Below are 15,846 nucleotides of genomic sequence, written 5' to 3'. Positions count from 1 at the left end.
CAGACATTATTACGAAAGCATTCAGAACTTTTTTTGCAATACGGGTCAAATACTCTGTGTAGCAGAAATTTATTTTTTCGCCACTCTCAACGCCGGGTGCTTTACAGCCAGGACAGGTATCCCTAAACCGAGTATTGTATGAAAAATATCCTCGTCATCAGGCGCGACAACATTGGTGATATGGTTTGTACCACACCGTTGCTCGAAGGCATCAAAACGGCCTTTCCCGAAGCTAAACTGACGCTGTTGGTAAATAAAGTGGCGCAGGATGTGATACTGCATAACCCCCATGTTGATGCGCTTCATGTCTATAAGAAAGCCAAGCACCGTGGCAAGAATGAGACCGCAATTGGCGTTTACTGGCACCGTTTAAAAATTTTTTGGGCTTTACGTAAAACGAAGTTTGATGCGGCGGTACTGGCGAACCCGGTTCCCTGTAAATACAGCTTACGTCTGGCGCGTATGGCGGGAGCCACCCATATTATTGGCGCGGGTGAAGCCAGTAACGGGCTGACAAGAATCTTTGGCAGAGACGATTTTTCTGGCAACCACCAGGTCGAACACACTTACTCGTATCTCTCAGCGCTGACCGATCATTTGCCTGCAGTTCCGCCGGTGAGAGTTTATTTAACTCATAAAGAGCGAGACCAGGCGAAAAAACGTATCAATTCCATGTTTTCCGTATCCGGCCAAACTTACGGTATACACATCAGCAGCCGTAGCCCGAAGCGACGTTGGGGCCTGGAAAGCTATGCGGCTTTTATCCATTATCTGTTAGAGGATGAGCAAGCGCGTGTGCTGATCTTTTGGTCTCCGCAGGGTGCACTGGGGCCGGATGACAGGGGGGATGATGCCCGTGCAGAGAGCCTCCTTGAGTTAGTCAATTCCTCTCGTGTCGCCGCCTACTCGACAACGTCGGTGCGTGATTTAATGGCGGGCTTTAGTTGTTGTGACCAAATTCTGTGTAGCGATGGTGGCCAAATGCATATCGCTGCAGGTTTACATAAAAAGCAGGTGGTGTTTTTTGGCGATACTGATGCCCCCGGATGGCACCCATGGTCAGGTGAATATAAAATCCTGCAGACGCCTTCCGGGGAATGTAATGACGTGACGCTGGAAAGCGTTATTGATGCGTGGCAACAGCTCAAAGGCAGTCCGGAAGCCGTTGTCGCGTAGCAATCTTATCATTTACTGAACGTCTGAGACTAAAGGCGTCTTTCGTTGCGCAAACAACGGTCAAACCTGCCGTTCCCTTAATCTGTTCGGTGATTTAAGGAACGGCTGGTTAACAGGATGTGTGCTCAACGGCAGAAATGTGGGCGTTCAGATCAGGTGTCAGCCAGGTGCAAATATTGCTGGCAAATAACCGACAGGCTATAGATGTTCAAATCAAGTTGATGCAAATCAGGGGGATTATCGTGGATTTCACGCATTTTTTCCGCTAAAGAGGCTGCATTCATCTCAGACAGTCCGCGTCCCAGGTCGTCGGTTAAAATACTTGCAGGTCCGCCAGGACAACGCGTACTTACTACCGGTGTTCCACAACTCATCGCTTCAATCAAAACGTTGCCAAACCCTTCACTGTCTGAGCTCAGAATCAACATCCTGGCATGACGAATCCAGGGATAGGGATTACGCTGGAAACCTTCAAAACGCACGCGATCTGAAATGCCCAGTTGTTCAGTCAATCGATGTAACTTCTCTTTCGTTGCAGGGCTGCCTTGCCCCAGTAAGACCAGAGGAGCCTGGATGCCACTTTGTGCGTAAGCTTCCAGCAGGCGATCATGCCGTTTTGTTTCATGAAAACGACCAACATGTATCAGGAAATCTGTGCCTGCGAGCGGGCAAGGTTCCAGAGAAAGCTGGCGGATTTCATCAAAATCAAAAGGGTTAAAAATCACGTTGGTTCGCGAGGGTTTTACACCGACACAACGGATCAAATCATCCAGTACATATTGAGAAACCGCGACCACCTGACGATTACGGTAGACGTAACGGATTTTCTGGCGCTTAAGCCAAAACGCAAAACCTGATTTGCGCGCCAGATAAGAGGCCGAAAAAACGCCATGGATGCAGTACCAGGTTTTTAACGGATCGAGCGCACGCGAGGAAGATACAATGCGGTCAGTTTTATGCAGATGGGATAGTACCAAATCAAATTTGCCATACCGGGTCTCACTGGCACGGACGGCCTTATCCAGGAGTGTGGCGCGACGCGATGTTTCAGTGAGCTTACGCCATGGGCTACGGCTAGCGTCGTTAATTATCTGGTAATCGAGTTCTGCAGGTAGGGGATAATCGCAGACGTTACGCAAAGAAAAAAGTGCTACCTGGTGCCCGTCATTTATCAGGCCCTGTGCCAGCGTCAGCACGACCTTTTCAGCACCGCCGCCTGGCAGCCCGTCAATTATCATCAAAATACGCTTGGACAAATTTTCACCTCAAAGACTCGCCTGCGCTGTGCGTGGTCTTAATTATGTGACTCACAGGCATTAAACAAGTCGTAACAGAGTAAAATAGTGAGTGCAGTTTCAAATAATTTTTCAAATATAAAAAACATTACAACGCTCTGTTATTCAATGGCTTATAAACGAAATGCCCCTTGGATTAAGGTAATGATTTTAGGTTATCGGCGCATAGATGACTACGAATAAAAACCAAACTCACCGCAATTATATTTTTGCGCGGATTGCGCACCCTGCGTAACATGGTAAAGAGAATCTCTACTGATTGTTGGATAAGTCATGGATAAACCAGCATTTTTAATTACCCTTGATACAGAAGGTGACAACCTCTGGCGCAATCGCAGCGGCAATGTCACCACGCATAATGTTCGCTTTTTACCGCGTTTTCAGTCGTTGTGCGAAAAATATGCGTTCAAACCCACCTGGCTCACTAACTATGAGATGGTCAGCGATCCTGCCTATGTGGAGTTTGGCCGCGACCTCCTTGATCGTAATCAGGGTGAAATAGGCATGCATTTACATGCCTGGTACAGCCCTCCTGATTTCGCACTCACGGAGGATGACTGGCGTTACCAGCCTTATCTGATTGAGTACCCAGAGGCGGTCCTGCGCGATAAAGTCGCCTACATGACTGATCTGCTTGAAACGGCATTTGATACCAAAATGCGCAGTCATCGTGCTGGTCGCTGGGCCTTTAATGAAGTTTATGCGCGCGCATTGATCGACAATGGTTATCTGGTTGACTGCTCCGTTACGCCGCGTGTCGACTGGCGTGGCTCACCTGGTGCACCCCAGGGTAAAGGTGGTACAGATTACAGCCGGTTTCCTGACTGTGCCTATTACGTCGATATCAACGATATTTCAAAACCTGGCCACTCAACCTTACTGGAATTGCCGATGAGCATTCAGTATCGACATGGCCCATTGAAAAATCAGTTTAAAAAAGCCTGGGACACTGTTCGGGGTAAATCGAGAGGGGCTCGGGTCAACTGGTTACGACCCATAGGCGGAAATCTGGCGCAAATGAAGCAGGTAGTTGAACAAACACTGTCGCAGGGAAACGATTATGTTGAATTTATGCTGCACTCTTCTGAGTTTATGCCTGATGGCAGTCCAACGTTTAAAAATGACGCAGATATTGACCGTCTTTATGATGATTTAGAGCAGCTGTTTAGCTGGCTTCAGGTGCGCACTCAGGGCATGACATTAACCGAATATGCCCTGAAGAAAAAAACGGCACTCGGAGCCGTCACCGATTCACACCAGTAGCCGGTTTACGGATTTTAAATCGCAACCACGAAAAAAGCGTGTCGACTTCGGGATAGCGCATTTGCCAAAACTTTTTCGTTTTGCAATGGCCCTTACAAAGGCGTGCTGCTGACTTAAGCGCCAGTTTTGTTTGTTTATCGTAATGGTAATAGCCAAAAACCGCTTTCGACATGCTTTTTACTTCATTAAAACAGTTCACTATCATGCCTGCCGCCAACCGACGCCGTTCACTGTTTGTCTGCGCGATGGCACACATTTTATTCATGGCGAACAGCATGTCCTGAATATCGCTCTCACGAACATTACGCGTAATGCCTTGCTGATTATCGCGGTAATAGTAGAGTGTATTCTCAAGATGAGCGATCTTCTGCGTCTTCAGATACTGAAATGGCGTAAAGATAACGTCTTCATAGCGCCTTCCTACCTCAAACGCGTCTCCTTCCAGTAAGCTATTTCTGTATACCCGGTTCCACAGATGCCACATCGATCGGATAAAAAGAGGGTGAAGACAATCCAGTCCCCGCCCTGAAAAATCATAAGCAACACGCTGAGGCGATTCGTTTTCTGATGCTTCAGGCACCGTATGTTCAAATCGGGCATAATTAAAATCAATCAGATCGTCCTGATCGGATAATAATAATGGCTTGATAATCGACAGATAGTTTTTACTGAGGAGATCGTCAGCGTCCAGGAAGGTAATGAATTTTCCTCTGGCTTTGAGCAGTCCGGCATTTCGGGCTGCGGCAACGCCCTGGTTAGCCTGTTGGATAAATTCGACTGAAGCTGAGGGATAACCGCTCAGAAAATCTTTTACGCGCTGTGCAGAAAGATCTGTCGAACCATCGTCGATAATGATGACCTGAATATCGTCATCGATCTGCGTAAATAGTGAATTCAGGCAGGGGATAATATAACGTTCACTATTGTACAAAGGGATAATTACGCTTAGCAGCCAGTCGCGGGTTTGCATTATGCTGCGTCCTGTAATGTAACGGAGGTATTGACCAACAAGCCGCTAATAATCACAGCCAGACAATAGGCTAGTGTGCCCTCAGTACTAAAAAAGATCACGTCGCTCAAGCCATATGTTATTAATGATACAGTCACGGCCAGGAGTGCAGGATTATGGCAAGGTGTGAATGCATTACGCACTAAGCAGAGATATAAACCGACCATCGCCAACAGCCCCACAATACCTTTAATTGAGAAATTTTCCATCAGTTCATTGTGCATGTGAACGGTAAGATAGGTTAACGCCCCATAAAGCGAAGGCTCTTTTGCCACGATTGCCTTTGCTTCTTCCGCGCGTTGCTCAGCGGACTCTCCCCATGGGGCCTCTGAACCGGTACGAAATGCAATGATTTGCATGCTTAAGCGAGAAGCTATTGAATTCTCACCAGTTTTCTCATGCATGTGAGCAATGTCCTGATTGAACTGCTGTATACGTGTCGCAATGAGGTTATGAAATAGCGCGGCGCTCAGCAAAATCATCACCGGCACCAAAGTGAACAGCGTCATTTTATGTCGACGACTAATGACATGTGTACTCATCAGTACAATCATTAAGGTCAACACAGGATAAGCCAGCATCGCTGCACGCGTTCCGGTCAGCACAATGGAAGCATAGGTAAAGGCGAAAGCGGCTAAAAAAAGCAGCACTCTATGTCGGTTCTTTAAGAGTAAAACGGCTTTAATAAAAATTAGATTAACCGAGGTAATAATATAGGCGGCAACCGTCGCCCGATCAAAATTAAGCTCTACACGGTCTATATGTAAGAAAACACCCTGGTAAATGGCATAGCCATTTACCGCAAGTCCGCAAATAATGGCGGTCAACACGGTGTGTTTTTGCAGTGCGATTTTAATATTGAGCATTGTCAGTAAGATAAACGCTGCGGCGATCTGCAATCTTCCGGTTGACTGATACTGTCGGTAAAGGCTGATGAAATCGCCAGGCTGTTTATATATGGCTGTCCAGATAATACTGATGATACCGACAACCAAAAGAGCACCGGGAAGAATCAAATTTTTTTATTGGTGGTGTAAAATCTGAAATGGAAAATGACGACCAGAAAGGCCAGATAGCTCGATAGATAAAAAACATTCTTGCCAAAATCTCCCCCAAATGGCGATGTAATAAAGGCTATCGCACATCCAATAAAAATCAGCTGGTTAAGAACGTTGGCAGGTGCATCTTTTTTTAAGATTAAATGATTAAGTTTCATTTTTTACTGATTACGTCCATCAAAGCATCATTGAATTCTGTCTTAAACAGCGCATAGTCGAAATGCTCTGCTGTCCAGGCTTTGGCGGTTTCACTAAATCGTTGGTAGGTTTCATGTCCGGATAAGATTTCAACCGCGTTGGCGCAATCAATATGAGAAACCAGTTTGGCCTCTTCCATAACATCGTGGACAGGATCGTAGATCTGATAAGGGAAATCAACGCGTATGCCAGTTAATTTCTCATGTTCATCAATCGTCACTGAGGGCATTAAACCTATTCCACACTGTTGATGGCTGACGACTTCTGGTTGGCCATCGATCATTGGAAAAATGACTGGTACACCAAAATAAAGCGCTTCCATACAAGAAAGACCAAATGGCTCAGTAACGGGCGTACTGAGATAGAGATCAATGCGGTTGAAAAAGGTGCTTATGTCATGCTGAAAACCGCTAAAGGTGACAAACTCACTAATATTTAAACGCTCTGCGAGCCCCACAAAGGCGTCGTGGTCAGGTCCTTTACCCGCGATTTCCAGCACAACATTGTGCCCACGTTGACGTAATTCTTTTAACGTCAGTAGCGCTACGCTAATACCTTTAAGGCTAACCTGGCGTGATGCGGTTCCCAGTCTGATCGGATTTTTCAGCGTTCTGGTTGCGGGGTTAATTCCCTGTGGCACCATGATTCGGTTAATAACGACATGATGTGGGCAAGGCAAATTAAAACGATGCTGCATCACGCGGTTTGAAGCATAAGAGGCTGAAATAACGCCATCCAGCATCGCCATAAAGTTAAGCGTTTTTTTATTCTTGGGATAGCGCCATGAGCAGCCGTGGTCGTAATAGACCAGAGCAGCACGCCTGGGTTTGGCTGCCAGCCCCGGAATCAAATCCCAAACTACAATCACATCGGCATCGCTGGCTTCTATCCGTTTTTGTAGTACATATTTCCGAAGAAATTGTGGGACTTTTAATTTCAGGCCATTAATCCAACGATTGGCAAAGGTGATTTTTTGTTGAGGAATATGGCGACGAATGTCGTCGTCTATCTCATTGCTGATGCAAATCACATCGTCATGCCCGTCAGAAAAGTCATTGATGTACTGCAAGAACAGACGCTCAACGCCACCCATTTTGCCAAGATTAATTATGTGGAGTTTCTTCATGCAAGAATCTCAAAGACCATATCTGCGACGTCCTTCGCGCTGATGTCTGCTAATTTGCTGCCCTCAACAGGGCGCAAAATATGCTGATTTTGCCCGTAACCGCCAATCAAACCCGGGTCGGTCGGACCATATAAAGTGATATTAGGCCTGTCCAGCGCGGCTGTCAGATGACTCAGGCCCGTGTCCACTGACACCACGGCATCCGCACCTGCCAACTGCTGTGCCACAGCTTCAAGAGAAAGCTTTGGCAAGACTTCTACGTGCTCAAAACCTTCAGCCAGACGTAGCGCACGCTGGTGCTCATGTTCGGCACCCCACGGCAACTTCACGCGTAAACCTGTTGGCTGGATGCGTTCAATTAAGTCTCGCCAATGGGCTTCAGGCCAGTGTTTATTATCACGTGTCGTAGCATGAAGAAATACCAGATAAGGGTTTTCACGCGATGCTACGTGTTTCTGGAAATGTTCGGCAATCGCATAATCGCCCTGAGTGTGCGGTTTATCGTAACCCAGACTTTTTGCAAACAGCTCACGCGTTCTTTCAACCGCATGTTGCTTTTTGCTGACATCATGTTTTTTGTCATACCACCAACTGGCAAAAGGTTCACGTGCGCTGCGATTGTCCAGGCCGTGCTTAACGCCTTTAGCCAGTCGGGTGACGAGCGCGGCACTTTTAATCAGGCCCTGAGCATCGATCACCACATCATATTCACGAGACTGCAGCTCACGTTTAAACTGAACGCGTTCTTCACGCTGTTGGCTGCCAAACCAATGTTTACGCCAGCGACGGATGGCGACGGGCAGAACTTTTTCCACTGCCGGATGCCAGGACGGGATTTGCGCAAAGTTTTCTTCTACCACCCAATCAAAGCGTATGCCGGGTAAGGCATACATGGCATCGGTCAGTGCCGGAAGCGTATGCAGCACGTCGCCCATAGAAGAGGTTTTAACAATCAGGACGTGCATGTCCCCTCCTGGGCTTCACGCAATAGCGTGCTCAGTGTTTCATGGACCTGTGCGGGCTGAATATCGATAAGACTTTGATGGTAGCCTTGCTCGGCATCCCCTTTACGTACGCGGTGATAGCCGCTAATCAAACGGATAATCCGCGCCCGATCGGAGAGTGGTGGCGTGAAGTCAGGGCTGCTGGGGCCATATAAGGCGACCAGCGGTCGATTTAACGCTGCGGCGATGTGCATCAGGCCCGAATCATTACTGACGACTGCGCGGCACAGTGCCAGAAGAATAACGGCCTGCTCAAGCTGAGTTTCGCCGGCCAGATTACGGCAGTGTGCCCGGCTATCTTCAGGCAGAGAAGAGATGATATCTTCACCGGTCGGATGATCTTTCGCCGAACCGAATAGCAAGACCTGAAAACCTTCGCTGATTAACTGCTGCGCAAGGGCAGCATAATGAAAATGTGGCCAGCGCTTCGCCGGGCCAAACTCTGCACCGGGGCAAAAACCAATCGTCGGGCGCTCAGCAGCGAGCTGAAACTGCGCGGCAGTTTCTGTTTTTTCCTGTTCGCTAACCTGCAGTTGAGGCGTTAGCAAGGGCTGTGGCAGTTGCCGGGCTGAACGGACTGGCGCGTCATAAGCTAAAGCCACATACCGCTCGACCATCAGCGGAAACGCCTCTTTATCCAGCACCCGAAGATCGTTTAACAGGCCATAACGCATTTCTCCGCGCCAGCCGATACGGCGTTTAATCCCGGCAAAAAAGGGCACCAGCGCTGATTTGAAAGAGTTGGGGAGAACATAGGCGCGATCGTAACCGCTGGCGCGCAGCGATTTGCCCAGTCGGCGGCGTTCGCCAATCCCCAATGCGCCATGACCCAGCGGCATCGCCAGCGCCTGATTGACTTCAGGCATCCGTGAAAGTAGCGGACGGCACCAGGCCGGTGCCATCACATCGATCACCGCATCAGGATGTTCGGCCTTGAGCGTACGATAGAGACTTTGCGACATCATCATATCGCCGACCCACGATGGGCCGATCACCAGAATTTTCATCGCGGGTATCCGTTCCTTTAGACGTTACGGTTTAACCAAACCATATATTCAGACACACCCTGTGCCACGGTTTTAAACGGTTTGTCATAACCCGCTGCGCGTAATTTTGACAGGTCGGCCTGTGTGTAAGCCTGATAGCGGCCTTTCAATTTGTCAGGGAATGGAATGTATTCAATCTGGCCTTTCTGGTGAAAGTTAAGCACGGCATCTGCCACTTCCTGGAAGGATTCGGCACGGCCTGTTCCGCAGTTATAAATGCCGGAAATCCCATTCTCCCAGCACCACAAATTCACGGACACCACATCATCAACATGGATGAAATCACGTTTGAAGCTGTCGCTGCCTTCAAACAGTTTTGGATTTTCATCATTACTGATCTGCGTGTTCAGATGAAATGCCACGCTTGCCATGCTGCCTTTGTGACCTTCACGCGGGCCGTAAACGTTGAAGTAGCGAAAACCGCATACCGGCGAGGTGGCTTCAGGCAGGATCTGACGAACATAGTGGTCGAACAGCATTTTGGAGTAGCCGTAAACGTTTAGCGGCTGCTCGTACTGACGCTCTTCAATAAAATTCTCGTTACGTCCGCCGTAGGTGGCGGCCGACGACGCGTAAAGGAACGGAATTTCACGCTCCAGACAGAAGTGCAGCAGATCTTTAGAGTACTGATAGTTGTTGTCCATCATGTACTTGCCATCCCACTCAGTGGTGGCTGAGCAGGCACCTTCATGGAAAACCGCTTCAATCGGACCGAGGTCTTCACCGGACATGATGTAGGTCAAAAATTCTTCTTTATCCATGTAATCAGCGATGTCCAGATCGGCAAGATTCACGAACTTGGTGCCATCTTTCAGGTTATCCACGACCAGAATGTCGTTGTGACCGCGATCGTTCAGCGTTTTAACGATATTGCTGCCGATCATTCCTGCGCCACCGGTGACGATAATCATACTGTTACCTTTGAAGTTTTGGGGTGAAACGGGACGTTTCACACGTAATGCTTACATCATAACATTTCATCCCGTCACAGACAGCCAGATGACTCTGTAAGGCGTTACTCATACCTCTTAACGACGTGAACTATGCTGCAAAATTAACATTCTGTTGGTCGATTAAGCGTAGAAAGGCGATATGTTCAGTAATATTTGCCTCATTCCTACCTTATCAGGAGCAGAATAATGCCAGTGCATTTTTACCAACATATCCGACAGCAACTCGACGCCGCCCAGCGTGAAGGTTTATTTAAAAAAGAACGCATCATTACCTCCGCGCAACAGGCGGAGATTGAGGTCGGACATAACCATCCTGTCATTAACTTTTGCGCCAATAACTATCTTGGCCTGGCTAACCATCCAGCCTTAATTCAGGCCGCTAAAGAGGGCATGGATTCACACGGCTTTGGCATGGCGTCGGTGCGCTTTATCTGCGGTACGCAGGATATGCACAAACAACTGGAAAAAAAACTGGCTGACTTTCTTGGCATGGAGGACGCCATTCTTTATTCCTCCTGTTTTGACGCCAACGGTGGGCTGTTTGAAACCTTACTGGGCGCGGAAGATGCCATCATTTCAGATGCGCTTAATCATGCGTCGATTATCGATGGTGTCCGCTTGTGCAAAGCACAGCGCTATCGTTATGCCAACAATGACATGACCCAACTGCGCGCCCGCCTTCAGGAAGCCAGGGATAACGGTGCGCAGACAGTGATGATTGCGACGGATGGTGTGTTTTCAATGGACGGCGTGATCGCCAATCTGAAAGCCATTTGCGATCTGGCAGACGAATATTCAGCGCTGGTCATGGTGGATGATTCCCATGCGGTGGGTTTTGTGGGTAACGCCGGTCGTGGCACCCACGAGTATTGCGAGGTCATGGGCAGGGTAGACATTATCACCGGCACTCTGGGCAAGGCGCTGGGCGGTGCATCGGGCGGATACACCGCGGCAAAAGCAGAGGTAGTGGAATGGCTACGCCAGCGCTCACGACCTTACCTGTTCTCTAACTCCCTGGCACCGGCGATTGTGGCGGCCTCTATTCGCGTACTGGATTTATTAAGCGAAGGCGACGGTCTGCGTCAGCGCCTGTGGGACAACGCACGCTTCTTCCGTGAAAAAATGACATCGGCAGGTTTTACGCTGGCTGGTGCCGATCACGCCATCATTCCCGTCATGCTGGGAGAAGCCAGCGTCGCGCAGGAATTTGCTCAGCTGTTACAACATGAAGGTATCTATGTTACCGGGTTTTTCTATCCGGTTGTGCCAAAAGGTCAGGCGCGAATCCGAACCCAAATTTCAGCAGCACACAGCCAGCAGCAACTGGAAACGGCGGTGGCAGCTTTCACGCGTATTGGTAAACAACTTGGCGTCATCGCCTGAGGATTGACCATGAAAGCACTGGCTAAGTTGAAAAAAGAGCAGGGCATCTGGATGGTGACTGATGCGCCGGTTCCCGAGCCGGGTCATAACGATTTATTGATAAAAATTCGCAAAACCGCCATCTGCGGGACTGACGTACATATCTATAACTGGGACGACTGGTCACGTAAAACGATTCCGGTGCCTATGATTGTCGGCCATGAATATGTGGGCGAGGTCGTCGCTATCGGTCAGGAGGTTAAGGGATTTAACATTGGCGATCGGGTTTCTGGCGAAGGTCACATAACGTGCGGGCACTGTCGCAACTGCCGTGCCGGTCGTACCCATCTGTGTCGCAATACCCAAGGCGTGGGCGTTAACCGGCAAGGGTGTTTTGCTGAATATCTGGTTATTCCCGCCTTTAATGCGTTCAAAATCCCTGACAATATCTCCGACGAACTGGCGGCGATTTTTGATCCTTTCGGCAATGCGGTACATACCGCTTTATCCTTCGACCTGGTCGGAGAAGACGTGCTTATTTCCGGTGCCGGCCCTATCGGTATTATGGCCGCGGCCGTGTGCCGGCATGTCGGTGCGCGTAATGTCGTGATTACGGACATCAATGATTATCGCCTTGAGCTGGCCCGCAAAATGGGTGTAACCCGTGCAGTCAATGTCGCAAAACAAGATCTGCGTGAGGTCATGCAGTCACTGGATATGAAAGAAGGCTTCGACGTGGGATTAGAAATGTCAGGCGCACCACCTGCTTTTCGAACCCTGCTTGAGGTGATGAATCACGGCGGTCGGCTCGCCTTGCTGGGCATTCCTCCCGGAGAAATGGCCATTGACTGGAACCAGGTGATATTCAAAGGGCTGTTTATCAAAGGGATATACGGACGAGAGATGTTTGAAACCTGGTATAAAATGGCCGCACTGATTCAGTCAGGGTTAGATCTTACACCAATCATTACCCATCGTTATGCTATCGATGATTTCCAGCAGGGGTTCGACGAAATGCGCTCAGGGCAGTCGGGAAAAGTGATTTTGAACTGGGCATAATTGAGCCCGCGAGTGCTCATCAAACACAGGGTGAGATGACGTAAGTTTGCGTAGTGTAAATATGCTGCACCCGGTTTAATGCCGGGTGCAGCATATTTCAGAAGAGTTCATCGAGCCGGTGATAAAGCGGACTTTCTGTGATGCTTTCTCCAATCACGCCCAGCGCGCGTGTAGCCGGTACGGGCGCCAGCGGCTGCTTCACTTTACATTCACCCGGCGGCTGGAAACCTTGCGATGGCTTGTTGCGTGGCGGAGTGTTAGTCGGCGAGGTGTTGCCGTTGCGCAGCGGCTCATTCAGTAACTGACCCGGTGTCACCAGGGTGATATCCGCCGGCAAGGAGGGCAACATTTGTTGCAGCACACGCACGGTATTAGGATGCGGATGACCGATCGCAATAGCGTAGCCATCCCGCTGAGCTAGCTTGACTGCCCGGCTAAATTGCTGACGAATCGAATTGATGTCCTGACTGTCATCCAGGAATACGCGGCGCTTGAGTACTCTGACGTGCGTTCCCTGCGCGGCCTGCAGTGACTGGCTGTTACCAATCGTCATGCTGTCGAGGAAATACAGGTTGTACTGATTAAGCACCTGCATGACTTTTTGCATACCGGGCAGGCTGGAAGTCATTTTGCTGCCCATATGGTTATTCAGCCCCACCGCATAAGGGACATTATTCACCGCACTCCGAATGATGCGCTCAATTTCCGCGCTGCTCATTTCGGGCGTTAAGGTGTTTTTTTCCAGCGGTTGCTTACTTAACGGTGCCATAGGCAGGTGAATCAGCACTTCACGCCCGCCGTTATGCGCTTTGGTCGCCATCTGGCGGGCATAAGGCGCATCGGGAAGCACGGCAATAGAAATCGCCCGCGGCATTTGCAGTACTTTATTCTCTTCCGTTGGCCGGTAGCCGAAATCATCAATAACGATGGCGAGCTTAGCAGCCTGGGCCGCGCAACTGAGCAGCAAGCCGCACAACAACGCGGTGATCTTATGACGATGATGTAGCACTTATTTCCCTAACCATGGAATGGGGTTGACCGCCTTGCCCTGACGTCGGATTTCAAAGTAGAGCGAAGGCGTTCCGCGACCACCGCTGGTGCCGACCAGCGCAACAGGCTGGCCTGCTTTCACTTGGGCACCCACGCTGACCAGCGCACTTTGGTTATAACCATACAGGCTCATATCCCCTTTACCATGCTCGATGACCACGACCAGGCCATAACCTTGCAACCAGTCGGCCATCAACACACGACCATCGGCAATGGCTTTGACTTCTGTACCCTCTGGGGCGGCAATGACCAGGCCTTTCCAGCGTAATTCACCCTGCAGCTCCTCGCCAAAGCGATGCTCGACGCGGCCCCGTACTGGCCAGATATCCTGACCGTTGGGGCGGCCCAGTCCACCTGTTCGCGCCATCAGTTCGCGCTCGCTTTGTGTTGGCTGATAGCTGGAGCCTTTGGCTTTAGCCTGCACCTGACGCTGACGCACTTTTTCTGCCTCGCGTGCTTCACGGGCAGCGCGCTCACGGGCTTCACGTTCGGCACGGGCAATTTTATCTTGCAGACGGCTTTCGTTCTGACGCATCTCAACCAGGTCAGCCTGATCTTTCTGCAGCGCACTTTCCAGAGAGGTCAGAGTTTTTTTACGGGCTGCGCTGGCTTGCTGGAGTTTGTCTTGTTGTGCTTGCTGCTGTGTTAACAGCGATTTCTGTTGTTGCTGCTTTTGTTCCAGTGACGCGCGCTGTTGGGCTAATTCCTGACGGGTAGTTTGCAGGGCGGTGATATTTTCCTGGCGTGCGGTATTCAGATAACCAAAGTAAGCCAGAATACGTTCGCTGCGCTGGCTCTCTTCGCCCCCTAACAGGAGTTGCAGGCCTTTATGCTGACCCTGGCGGAAAGCCGCGTCCAACTGTTCTGCAAGCAGCTTTTCCTGTTGAGCCTGCTGTTTCTCAAGGCGGGAAACCGAGGCGGTGACCTGCGTGATTTCACCGTTCAGGGCCGACAGGCTGTTACGGGTTTCCCGCAACTGTCGACTTGCCTGAGCAATGATTTTTTCCTGACTCTGCAACTGATTGAGCAACTGACTACGCTGAACTTTTTGCGCTTTTACGCTTTTTTCTTTTTCTGCAATTTCTTGCTGAATAGATTTCAGTTGCGCTTTATTGTCATCCGCGGCTACGCCGGGCGCAGGGAAAAGCAACAGGCCCGCATAAAGCAGGCTAAAAGACAGGGCGGACAAGCGGGTGAACAACGGCAGGATGCGACCGTTGTAACGAGTCCATGTTGGTAGAACGGTTATCTTTCCCTTCATAGGTCGATGATTATTCCACGATGAACAGTTGCTTACCAGCATTGCTGACCGGCTTTTGCTTTCCCAGAGTGATCCATTTTCATCAGGACAAGGCACCAGCGTCACGTCATTTTTGCCATTCCGCTCATTTTTTTGGAAAATGACGCACAAATCTTCACTCTGTCCGCTTAGCGTCTGTACATGCGAAGTGGCGCAGGTATACTCAGAAGCCTTGTTTTAGCTTATTAGCCCGGTCTGGAGTCGTTACCCCTCATGCAAGAAATTATGCAGTTTGCAAGCAATCACCCCGTCCTGAGTCTGGCATGGGTCGTATTACTTATATTGGTGATTGTGACCACCGTTAAAGGAATGTTCTCTAAAGTAAAAACGATCAGTCGAGGTGAAGCAACCCGACTTATTAACAAAGAGGACGCGGTGGTAGTAGACGTGCGTTCGCGTGACGATTACCGCAAGGGTCATATTTCGGGCGCGATTAATGTGGCTGCCGCAGATATCAAGAAAGGCAGCCTGGGTGAGTTGGAAAAGCACAAAGCACAGCCCATAATTGTGGTATGTGCAACCGGACAAAGCGCAGCCGAACCTGCTGCACATCTGAGTGCGGCCGGATTCAACCAGGTGTCCGTTCTGAAAGACGGTATCAGCGGTTGGAGCGGCGAAAATCTGCCGCTGGTTCGCGGTAAATAATCATCCTGAGGTCCCTATGGCAAACGTTGAGATTTACATTAAAGCAACCTGTCCTTATTGCCACCGGGCAAAAGCGCTACTGAGTCAAAAAGGCGTGGCGTTCCAGGAGATTCCCATCGATGGGGACATGGCAAAACGCGAAGAGATGATTAAGCGCAGTGGCCGGACTACCGTCCCGCAGATTTTTATCGACGGTCAGCATATTGGTGGCTGCGACGATCTGATGGCGCTGAACGATCGTGAAGGTTTAGATCCGTTACTTCAGGCGTAGTTTTACGCCAGACATTTTAACTTACAGGACT

General features: G+C 49.7%; 15 protein-coding genes. 6 read left to right on the top strand and 9 right to left on the bottom strand.

Going from position 1 to position 15,846, the window contains the following annotated elements; all coding sequences use genetic code 11:
* Positions 1 to 138: 138 nt before the first annotated feature.
* A complete protein-coding gene (locus A6A26_RS04825; RefSeq protein WP_063877710.1) occupies positions 139 to 1,176 on the top strand; it encodes a glycosyltransferase family 9 protein in 1,038 nt (345 codons plus the stop codon).
* Between the two features lie 152 nt (positions 1,177 to 1,328).
* On the opposite strand, the gene A6A26_RS04820 is transcribed toward A6A26_RS04825, so the two are convergent.
* A complete protein-coding gene (locus tag A6A26_RS04820) occupies positions 1,329 to 2,414 on the bottom strand; it encodes a glycosyltransferase (protein WP_063877709.1) in 1,086 nt (361 codons plus the stop codon).
* 330 nt (positions 2,415 to 2,744) lie between these two features.
* Here A6A26_RS04820 and A6A26_RS04815 point away from each other — a divergent pair, with 330 nt between their 5' ends.
* Positions 2,745 to 3,734, top strand: coding sequence for a polysaccharide deacetylase family protein (locus A6A26_RS04815; RefSeq protein WP_063877708.1), 990 nt, complete (start codon positions 2,745 to 2,747; stop codon positions 3,732 to 3,734).
* Here the strand turns inward: A6A26_RS04815 and A6A26_RS04810 are convergent.
* The 6 genes from A6A26_RS04810 to rfaD all read right to left on the bottom strand — a co-directional run bounded on the left by A6A26_RS04810 (position 3,715) and on the right by rfaD (position 10,086).
* Positions 3,715 to 4,704 (bottom strand): glycosyltransferase, encoded by a 990-nt coding sequence (locus A6A26_RS04810; protein WP_063877707.1) that lies wholly within the window; start codon positions 4,702 to 4,704, stop codon positions 3,715 to 3,717. The genes A6A26_RS04815 and A6A26_RS04810 overlap by 20 nt on opposite strands.
* On the bottom strand, positions 4,704 to 5,738 hold the full coding sequence (locus A6A26_RS04805) for an O-antigen ligase family protein (RefSeq protein ID WP_253851872.1): 1,035 nt from the start codon (positions 5,736 to 5,738) through the stop codon (positions 4,704 to 4,706). Before A6A26_RS04805 ends, A6A26_RS04810 begins: the two co-directional genes overlap by 1 nt.
* 217 nt (positions 5,739 to 5,955) lie before the next feature.
* Positions 5,956 to 7,125: a glycosyltransferase family 4 protein gene (locus A6A26_RS04800; protein ID WP_063877706.1), complete on the bottom strand. Its 1,170-nt coding sequence runs from the start codon at positions 7,123 to 7,125 to the stop codon at positions 5,956 to 5,958.
* On the bottom strand, positions 7,122 to 8,090 hold the full coding sequence (gene rfaC, locus A6A26_RS04795) for a lipopolysaccharide heptosyltransferase RfaC (protein WP_063877705.1): 969 nt from the start codon (positions 8,088 to 8,090) through the stop codon (positions 7,122 to 7,124). Before rfaC ends, A6A26_RS04800 begins: the two co-directional genes overlap by 4 nt.
* The gene (gene rfaF, locus A6A26_RS04790; protein WP_063877704.1) at positions 8,078 to 9,136 is read right to left on the bottom strand and encodes an ADP-heptose--LPS heptosyltransferase RfaF; all 1,059 of its coding nucleotides are present in this window, start codon (positions 9,134 to 9,136) and stop codon (positions 8,078 to 8,080) included. Before rfaF ends, rfaC begins: the two co-directional genes overlap by 13 nt.
* Positions 9,137 to 9,153: 17 nt before the next feature.
* On the bottom strand, positions 9,154 to 10,086 hold the full coding sequence (gene rfaD, locus A6A26_RS04785) for an ADP-glyceromanno-heptose 6-epimerase (protein WP_063877703.1): 933 nt from the start codon (positions 10,084 to 10,086) through the stop codon (positions 9,154 to 9,156).
* Between the two features lie 228 nt (positions 10,087 to 10,314).
* Between rfaD and A6A26_RS04780 the strand changes: the two genes are divergently transcribed.
* Entirely contained in the window at positions 10,315 to 11,511 is a 1,197-nt protein-coding gene (locus A6A26_RS04780) for a glycine C-acetyltransferase (protein ID WP_063877702.1), read from the top strand.
* A gap of 9 nt (positions 11,512 to 11,520) precedes the next feature.
* Positions 11,521 to 12,549, top strand: coding sequence for an L-threonine 3-dehydrogenase (tdh, locus tag A6A26_RS04775; protein WP_063877701.1), 1,029 nt, complete (start codon positions 11,521 to 11,523; stop codon positions 12,547 to 12,549).
* Between the two features lie 97 nt (positions 12,550 to 12,646).
* Here the strand turns inward: tdh and A6A26_RS04770 are convergent, their stop codons facing one another.
* Together A6A26_RS04770 and envC are read right to left on the bottom strand one after the other, a co-directional pair.
* The gene (locus tag A6A26_RS04770) at positions 12,647 to 13,558 is read right to left on the bottom strand and encodes a divergent polysaccharide deacetylase family protein (protein ID WP_063877700.1); all 912 of its coding nucleotides are present in this window, start codon (positions 13,556 to 13,558) and stop codon (positions 12,647 to 12,649) included.
* Positions 13,559 to 14,860, bottom strand: coding sequence for a murein hydrolase activator EnvC (envC, locus tag A6A26_RS04765; protein ID WP_063881060.1), 1,302 nt, complete (start codon positions 14,858 to 14,860; stop codon positions 13,559 to 13,561).
* A gap of 252 nt (positions 14,861 to 15,112) precedes the next feature.
* Between envC and A6A26_RS04760 the strand changes: the two genes are divergently transcribed.
* Both A6A26_RS04760 and grxC read left to right on the top strand, forming a co-directional pair.
* Positions 15,113 to 15,544 (top strand): rhodanese-like domain-containing protein, encoded by a 432-nt coding sequence (locus A6A26_RS04760; protein WP_063877699.1) that lies wholly within the window; start codon positions 15,113 to 15,115, stop codon positions 15,542 to 15,544.
* A 16-nt stretch (positions 15,545 to 15,560) separates the two neighbouring features.
* Complete coding sequence (grxC, locus tag A6A26_RS04755) at positions 15,561 to 15,815, top strand: glutaredoxin 3 (protein ID WP_063877698.1); 255 nt, start codon at positions 15,561 to 15,563, stop codon at positions 15,813 to 15,815.
* Positions 15,816 to 15,846: the final 31 nt, after the last annotated feature.

The sequence above is a fragment of the Pantoea sp. OXWO6B1 genome (assembly GCF_001641135.1).
Lineage (GTDB): Bacteria > Pseudomonadota > Gammaproteobacteria > Enterobacterales > Enterobacteriaceae > Pantoea > Pantoea allii.
This window is presented reverse-complemented; position numbering and strand designations above follow the sequence as displayed.

Coding starts and splice junctions, on each gene's coding strand:
- rfaF (WP_063877704.1), bottom strand. CDS start 9,136: ATGAAAATTCTGGTGATCGGCCCATCGTGGGTCGGCGATATGATGATG.
- A6A26_RS04820 (WP_063877709.1), bottom strand. CDS start 2,414: ATGATAATTGACGGGCTGCCAGGCGGCGGTGCTGAAAAGGTCGTGCTG.
- tdh (WP_063877701.1), top strand. CDS start 11,521: ATGAAAGCACTGGCTAAGTTGAAAAAAGAGCAGGGCATCTGGATGGTG.
- A6A26_RS04800 (WP_063877706.1), bottom strand. CDS start 7,125: ATGAAGAAACTCCACATAATTAATCTTGGCAAAATGGGTGGCGTTGAG.
- rfaD (WP_063877703.1), bottom strand. CDS start 10,086: ATGATTATCGTCACCGGTGGCGCAGGAATGATCGGCAGCAATATCGTT.
- A6A26_RS04815 (WP_063877708.1), top strand. CDS start 2,745: ATGGATAAACCAGCATTTTTAATTACCCTTGATACAGAAGGTGACAAC.
- envC (WP_063881060.1), bottom strand. CDS start 14,860: ATGAAGGGAAAGATAACCGTTCTACCAACATGGACTCGTTACAACGGT.
- A6A26_RS04825 (WP_063877710.1), top strand. CDS start 139: ATGAAAAATATCCTCGTCATCAGGCGCGACAACATTGGTGATATGGTT.
- rfaC (WP_063877705.1), bottom strand. CDS start 8,090: ATGCACGTCCTGATTGTTAAAACCTCTTCTATGGGCGACGTGCTGCAT.
- A6A26_RS04810 (WP_063877707.1), bottom strand. CDS start 4,704: ATGCAAACCCGCGACTGGCTGCTAAGCGTAATTATCCCTTTGTACAAT.
- grxC (WP_063877698.1), top strand. CDS start 15,561: ATGGCAAACGTTGAGATTTACATTAAAGCAACCTGTCCTTATTGCCAC.
- A6A26_RS04760 (WP_063877699.1), top strand. CDS start 15,113: ATGCAAGAAATTATGCAGTTTGCAAGCAATCACCCCGTCCTGAGTCTG.
- A6A26_RS04780 (WP_063877702.1), top strand. CDS start 10,315: ATGCCAGTGCATTTTTACCAACATATCCGACAGCAACTCGACGCCGCC.